This is a genomic window from Mesorhizobium sp. P3_A2 (assembly GCF_056403115.1).
Window position 1 is genome coordinate 79,247 of record NZ_JBFUGC010000002.1, and the last position, 17,791, is coordinate 97,037.

A 17,791-nucleotide genomic window follows, 5' to 3' on the forward strand; every position below is an offset into this window, starting at 1 on the left:
GCATGGTCAAAATGCGATGGAGAAGCAGGCGCCGAGGCGCCGGCTGATATCAGCCGACGAAAGCGCGCTCGACGACGAAAGTGGAGGGATGGCTGAGTGAACCTTCGTGGAAGCCGAGGCTTTCGGCCAGTTCCTTGACGTCCTTCAGCATATGCATCGAGCCGCAGATCATGATGCGGTCGGTCTCCGGGTTGAGCTTCTCGATGCCGAGATCGGCGTAGAACTTGCCGGAGCCGATCAGCGCGGTAATGCGGCCCATGCGCGCCGATTCTTCGCGAGTCGTCGAATTGTAGAGGGTGACGCGGCCGCCGGTGAGTTCGCCGATCAGCGGATCGCTTTCGAGAGCAGCCACCAGTTCCTGGCCATAGACCAGCTCCGCATTGTCGCGGCAGGTGTGGGTCAGAATGAGCTGATCGAACTTTTCGTAGGTGTCGGGATCGCGCAGCAGGCTGGCGAAGGGCGCGATGCCGGTGCCGGTCGAGATCATGAACAGGCGCTTTGCCGGGGTCAGCGCGTCGACAACCAGCGTGCCCGTCGACTTCTGGCGCATGATGACGGTGTCGCCGACCTGGATCTTCTGCAGTTCGGAGGTCAGTGGGCCGTCCGGCACCTTGATCGAGAAGAATTCCAGCTCTTCGTCCCAGGCCGGGCTCGCCACCGAATAAGCGCGGTACACCGGCTTTTCGGCATTGGGAAGGCCGATCATGACGAACTCGCCGGAGCGGAAGCGCAGCGACTGCGGACGGGTGATGCGGAACGAGAACAGGCGGTCGGTGTAGTGCTTCACCGACACCACGGTTTCGGCATAGACATTGGCCGGAATCGGGAACTGCAGCGGACGGGCGCCGGCGATGTTGAATGCGGATGTGGTGTTCATCAAATCCAACTCTGTCTTGCCCACTCACATATGCGGGCGCCAAACCATTCCTGCGCGCCCGGACCATTCAGGTCCCGGCGTGCCGTTCACACACTCCAAAGCGGTAAGCTCTTGTGTCCGAAATTTATTAGTATACAAACGATATTTGTGTCAAGATACCACGCTAAAACAGCTTTCCAAACTGCGGCATATTCGTAGTCCTGTCATTTCGGGTTTCGACAATGAAAGAGAATTTTTCGGTGCAACAGCCGGATTCCCTGGGTAACGTCGTTGCCGGCATCGATGTCGGCGGAACCTTCACCGACCTCATTTTGATCGATGGAAAAGACGGCGGCAGGGTGCATATCGCCAAGACGCCGACCACGGTCGACAATCAGGCTTTCGGCGTGGTTTCAGCACTAGGCGCCACCGGCTTTGCGATCGATGGCATCGACCTCATCGTGCATGGCACCACCACCACCACCAATGCGGTTCTGGAACGCCGGCTGGCGAAAACCGGCATGATCACCACACGCGGTTTTCGCGACGTGATCGAGCTTGGCCGGCGCACGCGGCCGCAGCCCTACGGCATGACCGGCACGTTCGTTCCGATCATCCCGCGCGATCTCAGGCTGGAAGTGTCGGAGCGTGTCGAGGCGTCGGGCGCGGTACGCGCGCCGCTCGACGAGGCCGAGATGCGCGACGCCGTGAAGAGGCTGATCGCGGCCGGTTGCGAATCGCTCGTCATCCATTTCCTGCATTCCTACGCCAACCCCTCGCATGAGCGGCGGGCGGCCGAGATTGCCGCCGAGCTGTGGCCGAACGGCTACATCACCACGGGCCATGCGCTGCTGTCGGAAGCGCGCGAATTCGAGCGCGGCGTGACAGCCGCGGTCAACGCCTCGGTGCAGCCGATCCTTGAGCGCTATGTCGAGCGGCTGCGCAAGGAATTGGCGGCCAAGGGCTATGCCCGCGACTTCCTGATCATGAACGGCAATGGCGGCATGATCTCGGCCCGCTTCGTCACCCGCGAATCGGCCAAGACGGTCATGTCAGGCCCGGCCTCCGGCGTCATTGCCGCCGCCTATACCGGCAAGCGCGCCGGCTTCGAGAACCTCGTCACCTACGACATGGGCGGCACCTCGACCGACGTGGCGCTGATCCGCAATGCGGAGCCGGCGGTGTCGAACGAGATCGAGATCGAATATGCGATGCCGATCCATGTGCCGATGGTGGCGGTGCATACGGTCGGCGCCGGCGGCGGCTCGATCGCCCGCGTCGATGCGGCCGGCCTGATCCAGATCGGTCCGGAAAGTGCCGGCGCCAATCCCGGCCCGATCTGCTACGGCCGCGGCGGCGCCGAGCCGACCATCACCGATGCCAATCTGGTGCTCGGGCGGCTGGCGCCGAAAAAGCTGCTGGCGGTCGAGAATCCGGTCACCGTCGAGCGCGTCACCGGTATCTTCGAAGACAAAATCGGCAAGGCCACCGGGCTCTCCGGCGTCGAGGCGGCGGGCGCAATCCTGCGGCTCGGCAACATGAAAATGGCCGGCGCCATCCGCATGGTCTCCGTGTCGCGGGGCCATGATCCGCGCGATTTCGCGCTGTTCGCCTTCGGCGGCGCCGGGCCGCTGCACGCCTCCGCGCTGGCGCGTGAACTCGGCCTGCCCCGGGTGCTGGTGCCGGCGCGTCCGGGCATCACCAACGCGCTCGGCTGCGTCGTCGCCGATCTGCGCCATGATTTCGTCAACACCATCAACCAGCCGGTGGCTGTGCTCGATGAAACTCAGCTCCATGTTGTATTGGAACGGCACCGAAACGAAGGCGAAGAGCTGATCGGCAAGGAAGCGGTGAAGCCGGAGACGATCCGCGTCACCCACTCCGCCGACATGCAGTTTGTCGGCCAGACCCACATCATCAACGTGCCGCTGCCGTCGTCCTCGGTGACCCGGAGCGAGCTGCAGGCACTGTTCGAAAAGGCCTATTTCGCCCGCTTCAAGGTCGAGCTGCCGGAGATCCGCGCCAATCTGGTCAATCTCAACACCTCGGTGACCGGCGTGCGACCGGCGATCGACCTATCGCGACTGATCGACCCAGCCGGACGCGCCAAGACGCTTGACGAGGCGCTACGCGAAATCAGGCCGGTCTGGTACGCCGGACGCTGGCACGACACGCCGGTCTATGCGCGCGAAAGACTGCCGCTCGACGCCGTTATCGAGGGGCCGGCGATCCTCGAACAGATGGACGCCACCACAGTGCTTGAACCCGGCGACCGCGCAAGGTCGGACGCCGACGGCAACATCATCATCGACATCGGCGAGGCCTGAGATGCAAAAGCTCGACGCCATAACGCTTTCGGTCCTCCAGGCGGCCTTGCAGCAGGTCTGCGACGAGATGGACCTGACCTTTTCACGCGCGGCCTTCTCGCCGGTCATCGCCGAGGCCAATGACCGTTCCGACGGCATCTATTCCGCCGTCGACGGTTCGCTGATCGCACAGGGCAGCCAGGGCCTGCCGGTGTTCGTCGGCGTCATGCAATATTCGACCAAGACGGTGATCGAGATGATCGCCGACGGCCGTTGCCTGGCGCCGGAGCCGGGCGACATCTACATCGTCAACGATCCCTATCTCGGCGGCACGCATCTGATGGATGTGCGCTTCGCCATGCCGGTCTATCGCGACGGCAAGATATTTTGCTGGCTATCGAACACCGGCCACTGGCCCGATATTGGCGGCTCGGTGCCGGGCGGCTTCTCTGCTTCCGCCACCGCGGTTGAGCAGGAAGGCCTGCGGCTGCCGCCGGTCAAACTGTTCAAGAAGGGCGTGCTCGACCCCGAAATCTACGCCATCATCTGCTCCAACATCCGCGTCGCCGACCAGCGCATCGGCGATATAAGGGCGCAGGCCGCAGCACTGCTGATCGGCCAGGACCGGCTCAGTGGAATCCTGGATCGTTACGGTGACGAAACTGTCGTCGAGGCGATCGCCGAACTGCGCCGCCGCGCCGCCGAACAGATGCGCGCCAACATTGCTGCCATTCCGGACGGCACCTACAGTTCCACCGCCTTTGTCGATTCCGACGGGGTGGTCAACGAGCCGCTGACCATCGCGCTCGCCGTGGAGAAAAAGGGCGACACGCTAACCTTCGATTTTGCCGGCTCATCGAAGCCGTGCGCCGGGCCGATGAACAGCGTGCTGGCGACGACCCTGTCCTCGGTCTACCTCGCCATGCGCCATATTTTCCCTGACGTGCCGATCAGCGCCGGCGCTTTCGAACCGCTGATCGTCAAGCGGCCGGAAGGCACCTTCCTCGACGCGAAATATCCTCGCCCGGTCTCGGGTTGCGCGGCGGAAGTCTCGCAGCGCATCGCCGAAGCGGTGTTCGCGGCGATGGTGCAGGCGCTGCCGGAGAAGGTGACCGCGGCGCCCGCCGGCTCCAGCGGCAATTTCGCGCTCGGCGGCAACGATCCGGCGCGCGGCCGCGACTATGTGATGTACCAGATCTCCGGCGGCGGCTATGGCGGCAATTCCGGTCATGATGGCCTGACCAATGGCTGCTCGACCATCGGCATTTCCAAATCGCCGCCGGTCGAGATCATGGAACAGGCTTTCCCCGTGCTCTATCGCCACTACGCCTTGCGCGAAGGCTCGGGTGGCGCCGGCAAGCAGCGCGGCGGTTTCGGCTTGGCCTATGAGGTCGAAATTTTGCGAGGAGAAGCCCGCGCCTCCTTCGTCATGGACCATGGCCGTTTCGGCCCGCAGGGCGCGCTCGGCGGCAAGGACGGCGCGGTGAATACGGTGATCGTGTTCCGCGGCGGCGAGGAACACGTGCCGCCGCATCTGTCCAAGGAACAGGACATCGCGCTCAAGGCCGGGGACCGCGTGCGCGTCGGCACGCCGGGCGGCGGCGGCTATGGTGATCCGTCCCAGCGCGATCCAAAACTGGTCGCCGAGGATGTCAGGCTCGGCTATTACACGGCAGAGCAAGCCAAGCACCTGTTCGAGACCAAATGAGTTCGACGGCGCTGGCGCTGTCGAGAGGCCATCCAATCATCAGGTCTGCAGCTTCGCCTTCAACGCGTCGGCGAATTTCTGCGCGATCTTCTTGAAGCCTGCGGGATCGGGATGCAGCTCGTTGGCCCAGTCCGCGGGCTTCAGCGTGCCTTGCGTGTCGACGAGATGGAAATTGTTCGCGGGCACGTCCGCCAGGCGCTTCACCACGTTGCGGAATGCCGCCAGCGTGTCGTGGACGATGACCGTGCCCTTGGCCACCGACCAGTTGCAGAAATCGAGCGACGGTTTCAGCCATGGACCGGCACAGGACGGATGCGCCCCGTTCGGGATCGGAAAGTCGTAGCAATGGCCGAAGATCGGCACACCGGGCGCGACGCGGTCACGCAGCGCGAACAAATCGAGATAGCAGGCTTCGACCATACCGAGCGCCTTGCCGAAGCGGTCCTTGTTCAGCCCGGCGGCATGGCCGTCATTGAAGTCGAGGAAGATGCAGAACTGGTCGCCGGCAATGTCGTTGCCGCCGGCCGAGAACAGGATGGCGTCGGGCTTGCCGTCGATCCAATTCGCCTTGTTGCGCAAGGCTGAAATCATCCGTTGCTGCTTGGGCAGCGACATCTCGTCGGTTGCCGCATCGCCATGATGGGCAAGGTTGAGGATGGTCGGCGGCATCGGACCGATCCGGCGCAGCTGCGCGATCACATCGGTGTCGACTAAGGGAAATCCGTTGCCGGTCAGCGGATAGTCGAACCAGGAATCGCCCTGCGCCAGCATCACCAACGGGCGATTGGCGACGGCCGCCTCGAGATTGCCGGCGCTTTCCCTCGCGGTTTCGAGCCGCTCGATATTGGCCTGGTGGACCTTGATGCGCTTGGCGATGTCGTCGTCGATGCGCCGTTGCGCGGCTTCCTGCACGAATTCCTGCTGGTCCATCCCCAGGTCCCTCCCATGACCGTTTGTGTCTGGCTGAGCATACGCCGAGGTACGTGATCGATCTGTAATTTAGATCACAATAAGATCTCCTGAGAAGGACGGCTCGCCGCGCCGTGATCGCCGCAGAGCATGTCGTTTCCGTCTCCGTCGAGCCCGCAAAAGACCATAGACTTCTATCTTGTTTTTGCGCAATTCCTGGGGGGAAACCGCCCACACTTTCCCTGGAATTGCTTTGGTCAACGGGGAACCAGAACATGCGTCTTTTCAGTCGTTTCGTGCTTGCCGCTTCCGCCGCTTTGCTGCTTGCCACCGGTGCTGCCTCTGCCGAGAAACTCAGGATCGGCACCGAGGGCGCCTATCCGCCCTTCAACTATGCCAATTCGGACGGCACGCTGGGCGGTTTCGACATCGACCTCGGCAAGGCGCTGTGTGCCGAAATGAAGGCCGAGTGCGAATTCTCCGTGCAGGATTTCGATGGTTCCATTCCGGCGCTGCAGGCCGGCAAGTTCGATGCCATCATCAACATCACCATCACGCCGGAGCGCGCCGAGAAGGTCGAGTTCACCCACAAATATTACCAGACGCCGCCGACCATCGCCGTACCGAAGGATTCGACCATTGCCGGGACGTCGCCGGACGATCTGAAGGGCAAGGTGCTGGGCGTGCAGAGCGCGACCATCCACCAGAATTTCGCCGAGAAGAAATACTCGGGCTCGACCGTGAAAGCCTATCCGACCGGCGACGACGCCCGCACCGACATGGCCAATGGCCGCCTCGACGCGATGATGGACGGCTCGATCATCCTGACCGAATGGCTGAAGAAGCCGGACGGCGCCTGCTGCAAGCTGCTCGGCACGCTGACGGCCGACCCAGCCATTCACGGCCCCGGCGTCGGCATCGCGCTGCAGAAGGGCAACAAGGAACTGGCCGACAAGTTCAACGCCGCCATCGACGCCCTGCGCGCCAACGGCAAATACAAGGAAATCAACGACAAGTACTTTTCCTTCGACGTCTACGGCAGCTGAGAACGAACCAAAACGCTTTTTCGGCAGCGCTACCAAGCGCTGCCGTTCTCACGAATGATGGAGACTTTCTTGGTTGAGCGGCGCTCCCCTTTCTACACCAGCATTGTCGGCCTGGGCGCGACGATGGGCCGGGTCGGCGGCGAGTTCGTCTCGGCCAAATATTATTCCGGCATCGCCGACGAGCACCTGAACACGCGCAAGAATGTCGGCGTCCAGGATCTCAGCACGATGGGCAAGATGGACATCAAGGGGCCGGAAGCCGAGGCGCTGGTCAACCATGTCATCGTCAACGATGCCGCCGCGATGAGGCCGGGACAGGTGCGCTATTCCACCGTCTGTCGCGACGATGGCGGCATTATGGATGACCTCACCGTGTTCCGGCTGGCGCCGGAGCATTTCATGCTGGTGACCGGATCGGTCAACCGGCTGAAGATGCTGCCCTGGCTGCAGCAGCATGCGCAGGGACGAAAGGCCTATGTTACAGACATCACCGCGGCCGTCGCCTTCCCGACCATACAGGGCCCACGTTCGCGCGAGCTGCTGAAGGCGCTGGTTTCGGACGCCGATCTGGACGGGTTGAAACGCTGGACGTTCACCGCGGGCCGCCTCGGCGAGACCAAGGTGCTGATCTCGCGTACCGGCGTGACCGGCGAACTCGGCTTCGAACTGTTCGTGCCGGCCGACGAGGCGACTTCGGTCTGGGAGGCGCTGATGCGGACCGGTGCCGATTTCGGTTTGAAGCCGTACGGCGTGCTGGCGATGTTCACGCTCGGGCTGGAGAAGGCCTATCCGGCGCACGGCATCGACATGGACGAGAGCCGCACGCCGTTCCATGTCGGCCTCGATCGCTGGATCAAATTCGACAAGGACGAGTTCATCGGCCGCGATGCGCTGCTGAAGATCCGCGCCAAGGGGCTCGACGAGCGCTGGACCGGGCTGATCGTTGACGGCGACAGGCCGGCGGCAACGGATGCCAGGGTGTTGGCCGATGGCGAGGATGTTGGCGTGGTCACCTACAGCGATCACGGCTATTCCCTGGGCAAGGTGCTGGCGACGGCGCATCTGCGGCTGCCGTTCACCGCAATCGGCACCGAACTCAGCATCGACATTGACGGCAAGCCGACACGCGCGGTGGTGGCGCCGATGCCGTTCTTCGACCCCGAAGGCGCGCGGCTGCGCGCCTGATTACTCAGGCGAGCTTTGCTAGCAAACGCATAAACGTGGCGGCTTCCTTGGCCGTCAGCGGCGCCAGCGTCTCCTGGGTGATGGCGCGGGCCAGCGGGATCAGCCGTTCGATCGCCTCGCGTCCCTCAGGCGTCAGATTGACCAGCAACCGCCTTTTATCGACCTCATGCTTTGTGAGGTCGACCAGGCCGCGCGCTTTCAGCCGGTCGATGACGCCCTTCACCGTCGCCGCATCCATCGCGATCAGCGTGCCCAACTGGTTCTGCGAGGTCTCGCCGACATCGTGCAGCTTGGCGAGCGCTGCGAATTGCGGCGGCGTCAGGTCGCCGATCTGCGAGGCAAAGATCGAGACATGGCGCTGATGCGCCTTGCGCAGGATGAAGCCAACCTGCTCCTGCAGGCGGTAGTCATTGTCGTCCGGCTCGTCGGCCTCGACCAGCTTGAGCTCCCCGCCACTCATCGCAAGCCGTCCCAGGCCCTGATATCGCCAACCGCCAGGCCGCCCATGCGGTCGTGCACGCGCGGACCGCAGCTCATGGCCAGGCAGAACAGGATCTCGTCGGGACGCGGCCCGTCGCTGAGGCCGACTTCCATAGCGTCGAAATGGCTGCGCACATAGGCGGCGTTGGTGTGACCAAGCGGTACGTCCAGCCGCGAGCCGAAGGCGCCGACCTTGGTTGCCGACGGCACAATCGCCTTGGCGTCGCCGAGCCGCTCGCGCATGGCATAGCCGCCCGGCACATGCCAGAGCGCACCGTGTTCGAGCTCACCCGCCGAGCCGACAATGGTGCCCTTGCCGTAGGCGTCGATCTGCTTGATGTCGCCGCCCAATGCGGCAATGAGCTTGTCGGTGAGCAGCAGGCCAAGCGGCTTCAGATCGTCCATGGCGCTCTGCAGTTCTTCCACGTAACGCCCGGCGAACGGGTTCTTGACCAGCGCCACGGCGGCGGCGCGGCGACGCGGCGCGGCTGCGACAGGTCCGCCATCGTGAAAGATCTCTTCGGTCAGAACCGCGATCTTGCGGATCGGAAACTCAGGCATGGGCAACTTCCTTCCCTCGACTTTTGTTGGGCGCGGCAAGCGCCATGGAACCACTGATGCGGGTCTCATCGCCAAGAAACAGGGCCGATGCGGCAATCAGGCCGCGCCGGCGAAAATCTTCGGCGACGGCAAGGCCATTGTCCAGCGCCCGCTCCACGTCGCCATATGCAAGCGTGCCGACGGCTTGTGTCACCAGCCGCGTGCCGAGATCGCTGTCGGGCGCAAGATCCTGTGCGGGAACGCGCTTGATGGCGGGATTGCCCGGCAGGTCGACAGCGTTGGCAATAAGGGTCGCCGCCGCATCGGCCTCGGCGCCCGTACGTGCCAGCACCGTGACGGCGTCGGCAATGCCAAGCGAGAAGGAGCGGCCGCGCCAGCCGCTGGTGGCGACTCCGCACACACCGTCTTCCGAGCGAATGGTGATGCGGTCGGCCATACCGTTGCCGGTGCCGGCGATCGCAAGGTTCATCGACTGGCCCCTGCCGATATGGAGCGCGCTGTCGCCGCCATTGTTGACATAGGCGCGATCGAGCTTGCGGCCGGCAAGCAGTGCGGCGAGCATTTCGTCGGCTACCGACCCGGCAACAGCGGCCATCGGCGTGATAAAGCATTCCGCCAAGGGACTGACAGCGGCTTCCATGCGCCGCGCCGTCGAGCCGGCGAAGGTGCGCGGCGCCAGGAAAAATGCCGGCAGCCGCAGTTCGGGAAGCTCCTCGACCAACTCGATCAGGATCGTCTGGAAGCGCGCGACCGCCTGGTCGTAGGCGGCACGACACTCATCCGCCTCGCCAAAGGCCTCGACGATGAGGTCGATCGGCCCGTGGTTGAGGTGCAGCCGCTTGCCGTCCTGCAGCCAGGTTACTTGCGGGCCTTGCATCACCCGGCCCCATTCGAACCGGCGCGGCGCAACTGCGCCAGCGGCGGCCAAGGATTTTGGGCCTCGGCGCCGGTGCCGCGGCGCGGATTGAGATATTCGCCGCCCTTGGCGACGATGTCGTCGACGCTGCGGATTTCGGCCTCATAGCCGCCCAACCTGACATAGTCGTCGCGACGCAGCGTGAATTCGATCGGCGCCACCAGCGCCGGCGTCGGCACATAACCGAAGGCGCCTTCCGGCACCCGGGTGACATCGACCATCAGCGTGATGCCGCCGCCCGGCCAGACATAGACCGGCGCGCCACCAACGGTCACATAGGTCTTCAGGCCTTGCACCGAGCGGGTGAGATTGACCGGGTTTTCGGTGACGCCGGCGCGCAGCGAACCGCCTGCGCCGCCGATGAACAGCACCGTGCAGAGCGCCGGCTCACAATTGTCCTCGATCAGCCCGACCGATTTTTGCAGCCGTTCCGGGAATGGCTTTTCGACCGGCTTCAGATCGTCATCGAGTTCGTAATAGGCAAACTGCTCGCCGGTCGTCGACACCATCAGCAGCGACAGGCCGGGGCGTGCGCCCTTCTTGGCGTTCCATTCGCCGAGGATCGACAGCGGGTCGGAAATCGAGGTGCCGCCCCAGCCGAGACCGGGCTCGGACACTTTGAAATAGCGGCCCGGCGTCGAGCGGCGGCCGATGATCTTGATGCCGGTCTCCTGCCAGCCCAGAACCTTGCCGGCCTGATGTTCTGACACAACGCCGGTGATGTGGTCGTCGACCACCACCACCTCGTCGACGAGGCCGCGCCATTGCGTGGCGAACATGCCGATGGTCGCCGAGCCGCAGCCGACCCGCATGCGGTGTTCCTGCTTGCCGTCGATGACAGGTGGTTTGCCGGCTTCGACGATGATGGTGGCGCCGCCGTCGATGGTCAGTTCCACCGGCTTGCGGTTGCACAGATTGAGCATCGCGTCACAGGTGGCGCGTCCCTCCGACTTGGAGCCGCCGGTCAGATGATGCACGCCGCCCAGCGACAGCATCTGCGAGCCGTATTCGCCTGTGGTGACATGGCCGATCGCTTCGCCTTGCGAGCGCACGATTGCCGTTTCCGGGCCGAGATGGCGGTCGGTGTCGATCTTCACCTTGACGCCGCAGTAGGAGAAGATGCCCTCGGTGACCACCGTCACCAGATCGACGCCTTCGACCTCCTGGCTGACGATAAACGGCGCCGGCTTGTAGTCGGGATAGGTGGTGCCCGCGCCGATTGCGGTGACGAAGCGGCGGCCGGTGTTGACGAGTTCGCCGTCCCATTCCTCGCCTTCGGCCGTGAAAGGCACGACGGCGGCGCCGCTCTCGGCCGCGTGGTCCAGAATGGTCAGCGGGTCCATGCGCACGATGCGGCCGCCTGAGTTGCCGTAGCGGTCGCAGGCGCCGGTGCGGCCATCGGCGATATAGCACATGACCGGACAGGCATCGCAGCGGATCTTTTCCGCCACCAGCTTCTCGCCGGGATCGTGGGTTTCGAAGCGTTCGGCAAGCTCGCTCATGCGCGTGCCTCCTTGTCGCGGATGCCATCTTTTTCGCGGATGCCAGCGCGGATGCGCGTCGGCGTCGCCGGAACCTTGGTGATGAGCACGCCGGTGGCGTGGCGGATGGCGTTGAGGATCGCCGGCGCGGTCGGGATCAGCACATGCTCGCCCAGGCCCTTGGCGCCGAACGGGCCTTCCGGATCGGGAACCTCGATCAGGATGTGCTCGATCGGCGGCACATCGCCGATGGTCGGGATGAGATAGTCATGCAAATTCTCGGTGCGGCCGGGGATATATTCCTCCATCAGCGCCATACCGATGCCTTGCGCGATGCCGCCTTCGATCTGCCCCTCGACCAGCAGCGGATTGATCGCCTTGCCGACATCGTGCGCGGCGGTGATCTTTATCAGCTTCACCGTGCCGAGTTTGAGATCCACTTCGAGTTCGGCGATCTGCGCGCCATAGCCGTAGAGGGCGTAAGGCTTGCCCTGGCCCTTGGCATCGAGCGGCAGCGTCGGCGGATCGTAGGTTTCCTCGGCGCGGAAGACGAAACCGTCCGCATCGACATCAAGGGCGGCGAGATCGATGCGGCGGGTGGCTTCACCCTCGCGGATGATGATCGCCGGGCCATCCAGTTGCAGGGCGGCGTTCTCCGAGACATTGGCAAAGCGCAGGATTTTTTCGCGCAAGGCGCGGCCGGCTTTTTCGGCCGCCTTGCCGGTGACAAAAGTCTGGCGCGAGGCCGATGTTTTGCCGGCGTCGGGGCTGATCGCGGTGTCGGCGCTCTTCAGCCGGAATCTTTCGAGCGGCAGGCCGAGGGCGTCGGCGCAAATCTGGGTGATGACGGTGTTGGAGCCCTGGCCGATATCGACGGCGCCCTGATGCAGGATGACCTCGCCCGCTGGCGCAATGCCTACCCGGATTGTCGACGGATTGGGCAGTGAGGTGTTGCCGCAGCCATACCAGCAGGACGCGATGCCGACGCCGCGCTTTTTGCTCGTATTGGAGGAATTGAATGTATCGGCGTCGGCCGTCGCGCGAGCCCAGTGCGGCCGCAAAGCATCTAGGCACTCGAAAATACCGACACCCGACTCCAGCCTCTGCCCGGTAACCGTTTCGGAGCCGTTCCGAAGGCAGTTTTTCAAGCGGAAATCGAGCCGGTCCATGCCAAGCTTGCCGGCGAGTTCGTCATAGAGCGTTTCCTGCATGATCGTCGCCTGCGGCACACCGAAGCCACGAAAGGCGCCGGAGATAGGGCCATGGGTGTGGATGGCGCGACCCTCGGCGCGATAGTTGGGCGTCAAATAAGGGCCGGAGGCATGCACTGGCACACGGTTGGCGACGGTCGGCCCCCAACTGGCATAGGCGCCGGTGTTGAAATCGCCTGTGAAGACCATGCCGGTGACGCGACCCTCGGCATCGGCGCCGATGGTTGCCTTCATCTCGGAGGGATGGCGTTTGGTGGTCGACATCATGGATTCGTTGCGGGTGTAGGCGAGCGCTGCCGGCCGGCCGGTCTTCAGCGCCACAAGGCCGATGAGAGGTTGCAGCGAGACGTCCAGCTTCGAGCCGAAACCGCCGCCGGTCGCGGTCGGCACGATGCGCACCTTGTCGACGGCAAGGCCAAGCACTTTGGCCGTGTCGTCGCGGTCCATGTAAGGCGCCTGGGTGCAGGCGACGACAACCAGCGTGTCGCCATCCATATAGGCGTGGCCGGCTTCCGGCTCGATATAGGCGTGCTCGACATAGGAGGTGTCGATGGCGCCGGTCGCGGTGACGGCAGCGCCGGCAAGAGCAGCCTCGGGGTCGCCGCGCTCGACAAAGCCCTCGGTCAACAAATTGGCCGGACGGTTCGGATGGATCAGCGCAGCACCTTCGGCCTGCGCGTCACCAGGCTGCAGAACATGCGGCAGTTCGGTCCAGCGGACCGGGAAATCCTGGAGGTCGAGATCGAGCATCGCCTCGCGCTCGCCGGCGACCAGCGCCACAGCCTCGCCGCGCAGGCGGGCAAAACCTTCGGCGAGCGCCGGCTGATCGGCGAACGGGCCGATGACGCCGAAACAGTTTTTGCCGGGAATGTCGGCGGCGGTGAAGACGCCTTCGATGCCGGGATGCTTCTTCACCCAGCCGTCGAGATCGCCGAAGGCGAAGCTGGCGTGATAATGCGGCGAACGGACCACCAGCACGCCCAGCGCATCGGCGGGGAAGGAATCGCCGCCGAATTTTTCAGCGCCGGTGACTTTTGGCACACCATCAAGCCGCACCGGCGACGAGCCGATCGCCTGGCCCGACTGCGGCATGCGGAAATCGAGGCTGGCTGCCTGCAAGGAGGCATCCATCACCGCCGCGATGATCTTCCTGTAGCCGGTGCAGCGGCAGAGGATGCCGCCCAGCGCATCCTGCACCTCGACCTCGGTCGGGTTGGGGTTGCTGTCGAGCAAGGCCGTGCCCGCGACCAGCAGGGCCGGCGTGCAGATGCCGCATTGCGCCGCGCCATGCGCCAGGAAAGACGCCTGCAGCGCCGACAGGCGGCCATTGGCGAGGCCCTCGACAGTCGTCACCGATGTCCCGGCTGCCGAGGCCGCCGGCATCAGGCAGGCACAGACGGCGTCGCCGTCGACCAGCACCGTGCAGGCGCCGCAATCGCCGGCATCGCAACCGACCTTGGTGCCGGTCAGCTGCAATTCGTCGCGCAGAACCTGCGAGAGCCGGCGCAGCGGCGGCACATTGACCGAGACGGCGGCGCCATTGACCGCGAAAGCAATTTCCGCGCGCTCGAGCCGGACGCCCGGTACCAGGTCCGGCAAAGCTTCTATCGCCTCAGACCGAACCTGGCTCATGCCGCCACCATGCTGTTGTCGTTCGTCAGACCGCAGGCGCCCAGCACGGCGCGGGCGACAAGCTCTCGCGCCGCATCAAGCCGGTATTCGGCGCTGCCGCGCACATCGGCGATCGGCGACAGCTCGGCCATCGGCGCGGACAACACAGCGTCGGCCAACTCGTGATTTGCAGTAAGCCCGCGCAGTGCAGTCTCAACGCCAGCGAGCCGCCTCGCAACAGCCGAACAGGAGCCGACGGAAACGGCCGCTTCCGTGACTGTGCCCTTGTCGATGACGAGGCGCGCCGCCACCATGGCGATGGAGATGACAAGATAACGCCGCGCTCCGAGCTTGACGAAGGCTGAGCTGCCGGCCGCCGCCCGTTTCGGGATGCGGATGGCGGTGACCAGTTCGCCCGGCAGCAGCGCCGTGCGGCGGTTGCCGAGAATGAAATCCTGCAATGGCAGGTAGCGCGTCGCTGCGACTGAGCGCAGTTCGACCTCGGCGTCGAGCACCAGCAATCCCGGCACGCCGTCGGCGGCCGGCGAGGCGTTGCAGAGATTGCCGGCGATCGAGGCGACATTCTGGATCTGCAGCGAGCCGACCTCACGCGCGGCCTGCTTCAGCGCAGCGAACGCTGGCGGCAAGGGATGGCGGACGAGATCGGTCCAGGTGGTGCGGGCACCCAAGATCCAATGGGTTTCGGTCTCGACAATGCCGCGCAGGCAAGCCAGACCATTGATGTCGAGAACATTGTCGCGGAAGGGCTTGGCGCCTTGCGCGGGATAGAAATCGGTGCCGCCGGCAAGCACGCGCCAGGCACCCTCGCCCAACAGGGCGAGCGCTTCGTCCAGCGCAGTGGGTTTCGCGTAACGGATCACGCCTGCCTTCCCAAAAAATGGGCCTTCCCAAAAAAGCGGGTCTTCCCGAAACCCCGCCAGTACTCGATCTGGCCAAATTCATTCGTATGCAAATGATATCAAGCTGGTGGAAATTGTCAAAGCCGGAGTTTGCGGGAAGCTCGTCACCACGCATTTGTTACGCTTGCAGAGGTTGACGCAGGCCGCCATCTGGTCAAGTTTCTGCATCCGGTCGCATCCGCGGCGTTTTTCACTCGATCCCCGCTCGAGACGAAGAAAGAGGAGAGGCGCCATGGCCGACGAAGCGCTTGTTGTTATCGACCTGCAGAACGACTTCTGCCCCGGCGGCGCACTGGCGGTTGCCGGCGGCGACGAGATCGTGCCGCTGGTCAACGATCTGATCCGGCACGCCGAGCATGTCGTGCTGACGCAGGACTGGCACCCGGCCGGACATTCGAGCTTTGCCTCCAGCCATCCGGGGGCGCAGCCTTTCAGCGCGATCGAGATGCCCTATGGGCCCCAGACGCTGTGGCCCGACCATTGCATTCAGGGCAGCCTCGGCTCGGATTTCCATTCGGGGCTCGCCTGGACCAAGGCGGAGTTGGTGATCCGCAAGGGGTTTCGCCCTGCGATCGACAGCTACTCCGCCTTCTTCGAGAACGACCACAAGACGCCAACCGGGCTCGCCGGCTATCTCAAGGAGCGCGGTATCGACACCGTGACCCTAGTCGGCCTGGCAACCGATTTCTGCGTCGCCTTCTCGGCGCTCGATGCGGTCAAGCACGGCTTCAAGACGACGGTGCGGCTCGACGCCTGCCGCGGCATCGATCTCAACGGCTCGGTCGAGGCGATGCTGAAGCGGATGCGCGACGCCGGGGTGAGGCTCGAAGACCCGACCTCGGCCTGACCGTGAGGCGTCGGGGGAGTTTCACACGATCGTTGGCAGTTTTGGTGTCTGGCACCTTGACCGTCGCCATTCTCCTGTTTCCCGAACTGGCCTTCGCGTCAGAAACCCACGAATTGCCCGGTGCTGCAATGTCGCTGTGGTGGGGGCTGCCGTTTGCCGGGCTGCTGCTGTCGATCGCCACCGGACCACTGCTGTTCCACCATGTCTGGGAGCATCACTACGGCAAGATCGCCGCCGCCTGGGCAGCACTTGTGGTGGTGCCGATGGCGATCGCCTTCGGCATGCCTTTGGCGAGCGAGGCCGTGCTGCACACGCTGCTCACCGAATACATGTCGTTCATCATCCTGCTGTTCGCGCTCTACACCATCTCGGGCGGCATCCTTGTTGCCGGCAACATCCACGGCACGCCACTGGTCAATGCCGGGCTGCTGCTTGTCGGTGCGATGCTGGCCTCGGTGATCGGCACCACCGGCGCCTCGATGATCCTGATCCGGCCGGTGCTGCGCGCCAATGACAACCGGCCGTTCAACGCCCATGTCGTCATCTTCTTCATTTTCCTGGTGTCCAACATCGGCGGTTCACTGACGCCCTTGGGCGACCCACCTTTGTTCGTCGGCTTCCTGCGCGGCGTCGGCTTCTTCTGGACGACGGCGAACCTCTGGCGCGAGACGCTGTTCACAGGCGGCTTGGTGCTGATTGTCTTCCTGGCCATCGACATCGTGCTGCACCGCCGCGAAGGCGGTGCACCGAAGATCACGGATCCGACGCCGGATACGAAGGTGCGCATTCGCGGCCTCGCCAATTTGCCGCTGCTGGCCGGCGTCATTGGCGCGATCCTGCTGTCGGCGGCGTGGAAGCCAGGCGTGAGCTTTCCAGCGCTGGGCGTCAGCCTCGAATTGCAGAACCTGGTACGCGACGCGATCATCCTGGGGCTGGCCGGGCTGTCACTTGTCGTTTCTTACAAAAGTCATCGCAAGGCCAACGGCTTCACCTGGGGCCCGATCGCGGAAGTGGCAAAACTGTTTGCCGGCATCTTCGTCTGCATCGTGCCGGTGATTGCCATCCTTCGCGCCGGCCATGATGGCGCGCTGGCGCCGTTGGTCGCGCTGGTCACTTCGCCCACCGGTCAGCCTAACGATCTCGCCTATTTCTGGCTGGCCGGCGGGCTGTCGTCCTTCCTCGACAATGCGCCGACCTATCTGGTGTTCTTCGAACTGGCCGGCGGCGATCCGCAACATCTGATGCACGAGTTTGCCTCGACGCTGGCTGCGATTTCGGCCGGCGCCGTGTTCATGGGCGCCAACACCTATATCGGCAACGCACCGAACTTCATGGTCTACGCCATCGCCCGGCATCGCGGTGTGAAGATGCCTGGCTTCTTCGGCTACATGGCGTGGTCAGGGCTGGTACTGGTGCCGACGTTTTTGATTGCGGGCTTTTTGTTTTTTGGGTGAGAGCCTTTACCTCCCCCTTGTGGGAGGTCGGGCCGAAGGCCGGGTGGGGGTCGGCGCCGCACCCACCACCCCGCTGCTTCGCGGCGACTTGCCGGGGCGAGCCACGGGTCTCGCCCGTCCTTCAGACCCCCACAAGGGCAGGGCAATCGCATATGAGTTTTTACGAAGAGGACCCCCACCCTAACCCTCCCCACAAGGGGGAGGGAACGCTGCCGCATGCCACCCCTTTTTGGCATCGAACCTAGGTGGTTTGCGGAGATCAGCGCCTACCAAGTCTCCCTCCCCCTTGTGGGGAGGGAT

14 protein-coding genes are annotated in these 17,791 nt (G+C 64.2%); 6 read left to right on the forward strand and 8 right to left on the reverse strand.

The features are described from left to right. Positions 1-49: 49 nt before the first annotated feature. A complete protein-coding gene (locus tag AC1DXM_RS04830) occupies positions 50-877 on the reverse strand; it encodes a ferredoxin--NADP reductase (RefSeq protein WP_477232035.1) in 828 nt (275 codons plus the stop codon). Between the two features lie 221 nt (positions 878-1,098). Here AC1DXM_RS04830 and AC1DXM_RS04835 point away from each other — a divergent pair, with 221 nt between their 5' ends. Continuing rightward, the gene (locus AC1DXM_RS04835; RefSeq protein WP_477232036.1) at positions 1,099-3,183 is read left to right on the forward strand and encodes a hydantoinase/oxoprolinase family protein; all 2,085 of its coding nucleotides are present in this window, start codon (positions 1,099-1,101) and stop codon (positions 3,181-3,183) included. A 1-nt stretch (position 3,184) separates the two neighbouring features. Continuing rightward, positions 3,185-4,870, forward strand: a complete 1,686-nt coding sequence (locus AC1DXM_RS04840) for a hydantoinase B/oxoprolinase family protein (RefSeq protein ID WP_477232037.1) — start codon at positions 3,185-3,187, stop codon at positions 4,868-4,870. 39 nt (positions 4,871-4,909) lie between these two features. Here AC1DXM_RS04840 and AC1DXM_RS04845 read toward each other — a convergent pair whose 3' ends face one another. Beyond that, entirely contained in the window at positions 4,910-5,800 is an 891-nt protein-coding gene (locus AC1DXM_RS04845; protein WP_477232038.1) for an SGNH/GDSL hydrolase family protein, read from the reverse strand. A gap of 254 nt (positions 5,801-6,054) precedes the next feature. Here AC1DXM_RS04845 and AC1DXM_RS04850 point away from each other — a divergent pair, with 254 nt between their 5' ends. Then, entirely contained in the window at positions 6,055-6,825 is a 771-nt protein-coding gene (locus AC1DXM_RS04850; protein WP_477232039.1) for an ABC transporter substrate-binding protein, read from the forward strand. Between the two features lie 54 nt (positions 6,826-6,879). Next, the gene (locus tag AC1DXM_RS04855) at positions 6,880-8,010 is read left to right on the forward strand and encodes an aminomethyl transferase family protein (protein WP_477232040.1); all 1,131 of its coding nucleotides are present in this window, start codon (positions 6,880-6,882) and stop codon (positions 8,008-8,010) included. Between the two features lie 4 nt (positions 8,011-8,014). Here AC1DXM_RS04855 and AC1DXM_RS04860 read toward each other — a convergent pair whose 3' ends face one another. From AC1DXM_RS04860 to AC1DXM_RS04885, 6 genes are read right to left on the reverse strand one after another with little or no spacing between them, the layout of a single operon-like run. Continuing rightward, positions 8,015-8,470, reverse strand: a complete 456-nt coding sequence (locus AC1DXM_RS04860) for a MarR family winged helix-turn-helix transcriptional regulator (RefSeq protein WP_477232041.1) — start codon at positions 8,468-8,470, stop codon at positions 8,015-8,017. Then, positions 8,467-9,051 carry an amino acid synthesis family protein gene (locus AC1DXM_RS04865; protein ID WP_477232042.1) on the reverse strand — a complete coding sequence of 195 codons (585 nt, stop codon included), beginning with the start codon at positions 9,049-9,051 and terminating at the stop codon, positions 8,467-8,469. Before AC1DXM_RS04865 ends, AC1DXM_RS04860 begins: the two co-directional genes overlap by 4 nt. Beyond that, positions 9,044-9,928 (reverse strand): UPF0280 family protein, encoded by an 885-nt coding sequence (locus AC1DXM_RS04870; RefSeq protein WP_477232043.1) that lies wholly within the window; start codon positions 9,926-9,928, stop codon positions 9,044-9,046. The genes AC1DXM_RS04865 and AC1DXM_RS04870 overlap by 8 nt, the downstream gene beginning before the upstream one ends. Continuing rightward, a complete protein-coding gene (locus tag AC1DXM_RS04875; RefSeq protein ID WP_477232044.1) occupies positions 9,928-11,469 on the reverse strand; it encodes a 6-hydroxynicotinate reductase in 1,542 nt (513 codons plus the stop codon). Before AC1DXM_RS04875 ends, AC1DXM_RS04870 begins: the two co-directional genes overlap by 1 nt. Then, positions 11,466-14,291, reverse strand: coding sequence for a molybdopterin-dependent oxidoreductase (locus AC1DXM_RS04880; RefSeq protein ID WP_477232045.1), 2,826 nt, complete (start codon positions 14,289-14,291; stop codon positions 11,466-11,468). The genes AC1DXM_RS04875 and AC1DXM_RS04880 overlap by 4 nt, the downstream gene beginning before the upstream one ends. Further along, positions 14,288-15,151, reverse strand: coding sequence for an FAD binding domain-containing protein (locus tag AC1DXM_RS04885; RefSeq protein WP_477232046.1), 864 nt, complete (start codon positions 15,149-15,151; stop codon positions 14,288-14,290). Before AC1DXM_RS04885 ends, AC1DXM_RS04880 begins: the two co-directional genes overlap by 4 nt. A 271-nt stretch (positions 15,152-15,422) precedes the next feature. On the opposite strand from AC1DXM_RS04885, the gene pncA reads away from it, so the two are divergent. Both pncA and AC1DXM_RS04895 read left to right on the forward strand, forming a co-directional pair. After that, complete coding sequence (gene pncA, locus AC1DXM_RS04890) at positions 15,423-16,037, forward strand: bifunctional nicotinamidase/pyrazinamidase (protein ID WP_477232047.1); 615 nt, start codon at positions 15,423-15,425, stop codon at positions 16,035-16,037. A gap of 41 nt (positions 16,038-16,078) precedes the next feature. Continuing rightward, positions 16,079-17,491, forward strand: coding sequence for a sodium:proton antiporter (locus tag AC1DXM_RS04895; RefSeq protein WP_477232460.1), 1,413 nt, complete (start codon positions 16,079-16,081; stop codon positions 17,489-17,491). Positions 17,492-17,791 lie beyond the last annotated feature (300 nt).

Bases quoted from the DNA above. Each gene is read 5' to 3' on its own strand.
- AC1DXM_RS04830 (WP_477232035.1), bottom strand. From the start codon at position 877: ATGAACACCACATCCGCATTCAACATCGCCGGCGCCCGTCCGCTGCAG.
- AC1DXM_RS04835 (WP_477232036.1), top strand. From the start codon at position 1,099: ATGAAAGAGAATTTTTCGGTGCAACAGCCGGATTCCCTGGGTAACGTC.
- AC1DXM_RS04840 (WP_477232037.1), top strand. From the start codon at position 3,185: ATGCAAAAGCTCGACGCCATAACGCTTTCGGTCCTCCAGGCGGCCTTG.
- AC1DXM_RS04845 (WP_477232038.1), bottom strand. From the start codon at position 5,800: ATGGACCAGCAGGAATTCGTGCAGGAAGCCGCGCAACGGCGCATCGAC.
- AC1DXM_RS04850 (WP_477232039.1), top strand. From the start codon at position 6,055: ATGCGTCTTTTCAGTCGTTTCGTGCTTGCCGCTTCCGCCGCTTTGCTG.
- AC1DXM_RS04855 (WP_477232040.1), top strand. From the start codon at position 6,880: ATGATGGAGACTTTCTTGGTTGAGCGGCGCTCCCCTTTCTACACCAGC.
- AC1DXM_RS04860 (WP_477232041.1), bottom strand. From the start codon at position 8,470: ATGAGTGGCGGGGAGCTCAAGCTGGTCGAGGCCGACGAGCCGGACGAC.
- AC1DXM_RS04865 (WP_477232042.1), bottom strand. From the start codon at position 9,051: ATGCCTGAGTTTCCGATCCGCAAGATCGCGGTTCTGACCGAAGAGATC.
- AC1DXM_RS04870 (WP_477232043.1), bottom strand. From the start codon at position 9,928: ATGCAAGGCCCGCAAGTAACCTGGCTGCAGGACGGCAAGCGGCTGCAC.
- AC1DXM_RS04875 (WP_477232044.1), bottom strand. From the start codon at position 11,469: ATGAGCGAGCTTGCCGAACGCTTCGAAACCCACGATCCCGGCGAGAAG.
- AC1DXM_RS04880 (WP_477232045.1), bottom strand. From the start codon at position 14,291: ATGAGCCAGGTTCGGTCTGAGGCGATAGAAGCTTTGCCGGACCTGGTA.
- pncA (WP_477232047.1), top strand. From the start codon at position 15,423: ATGGCCGACGAAGCGCTTGTTGTTATCGACCTGCAGAACGACTTCTGC.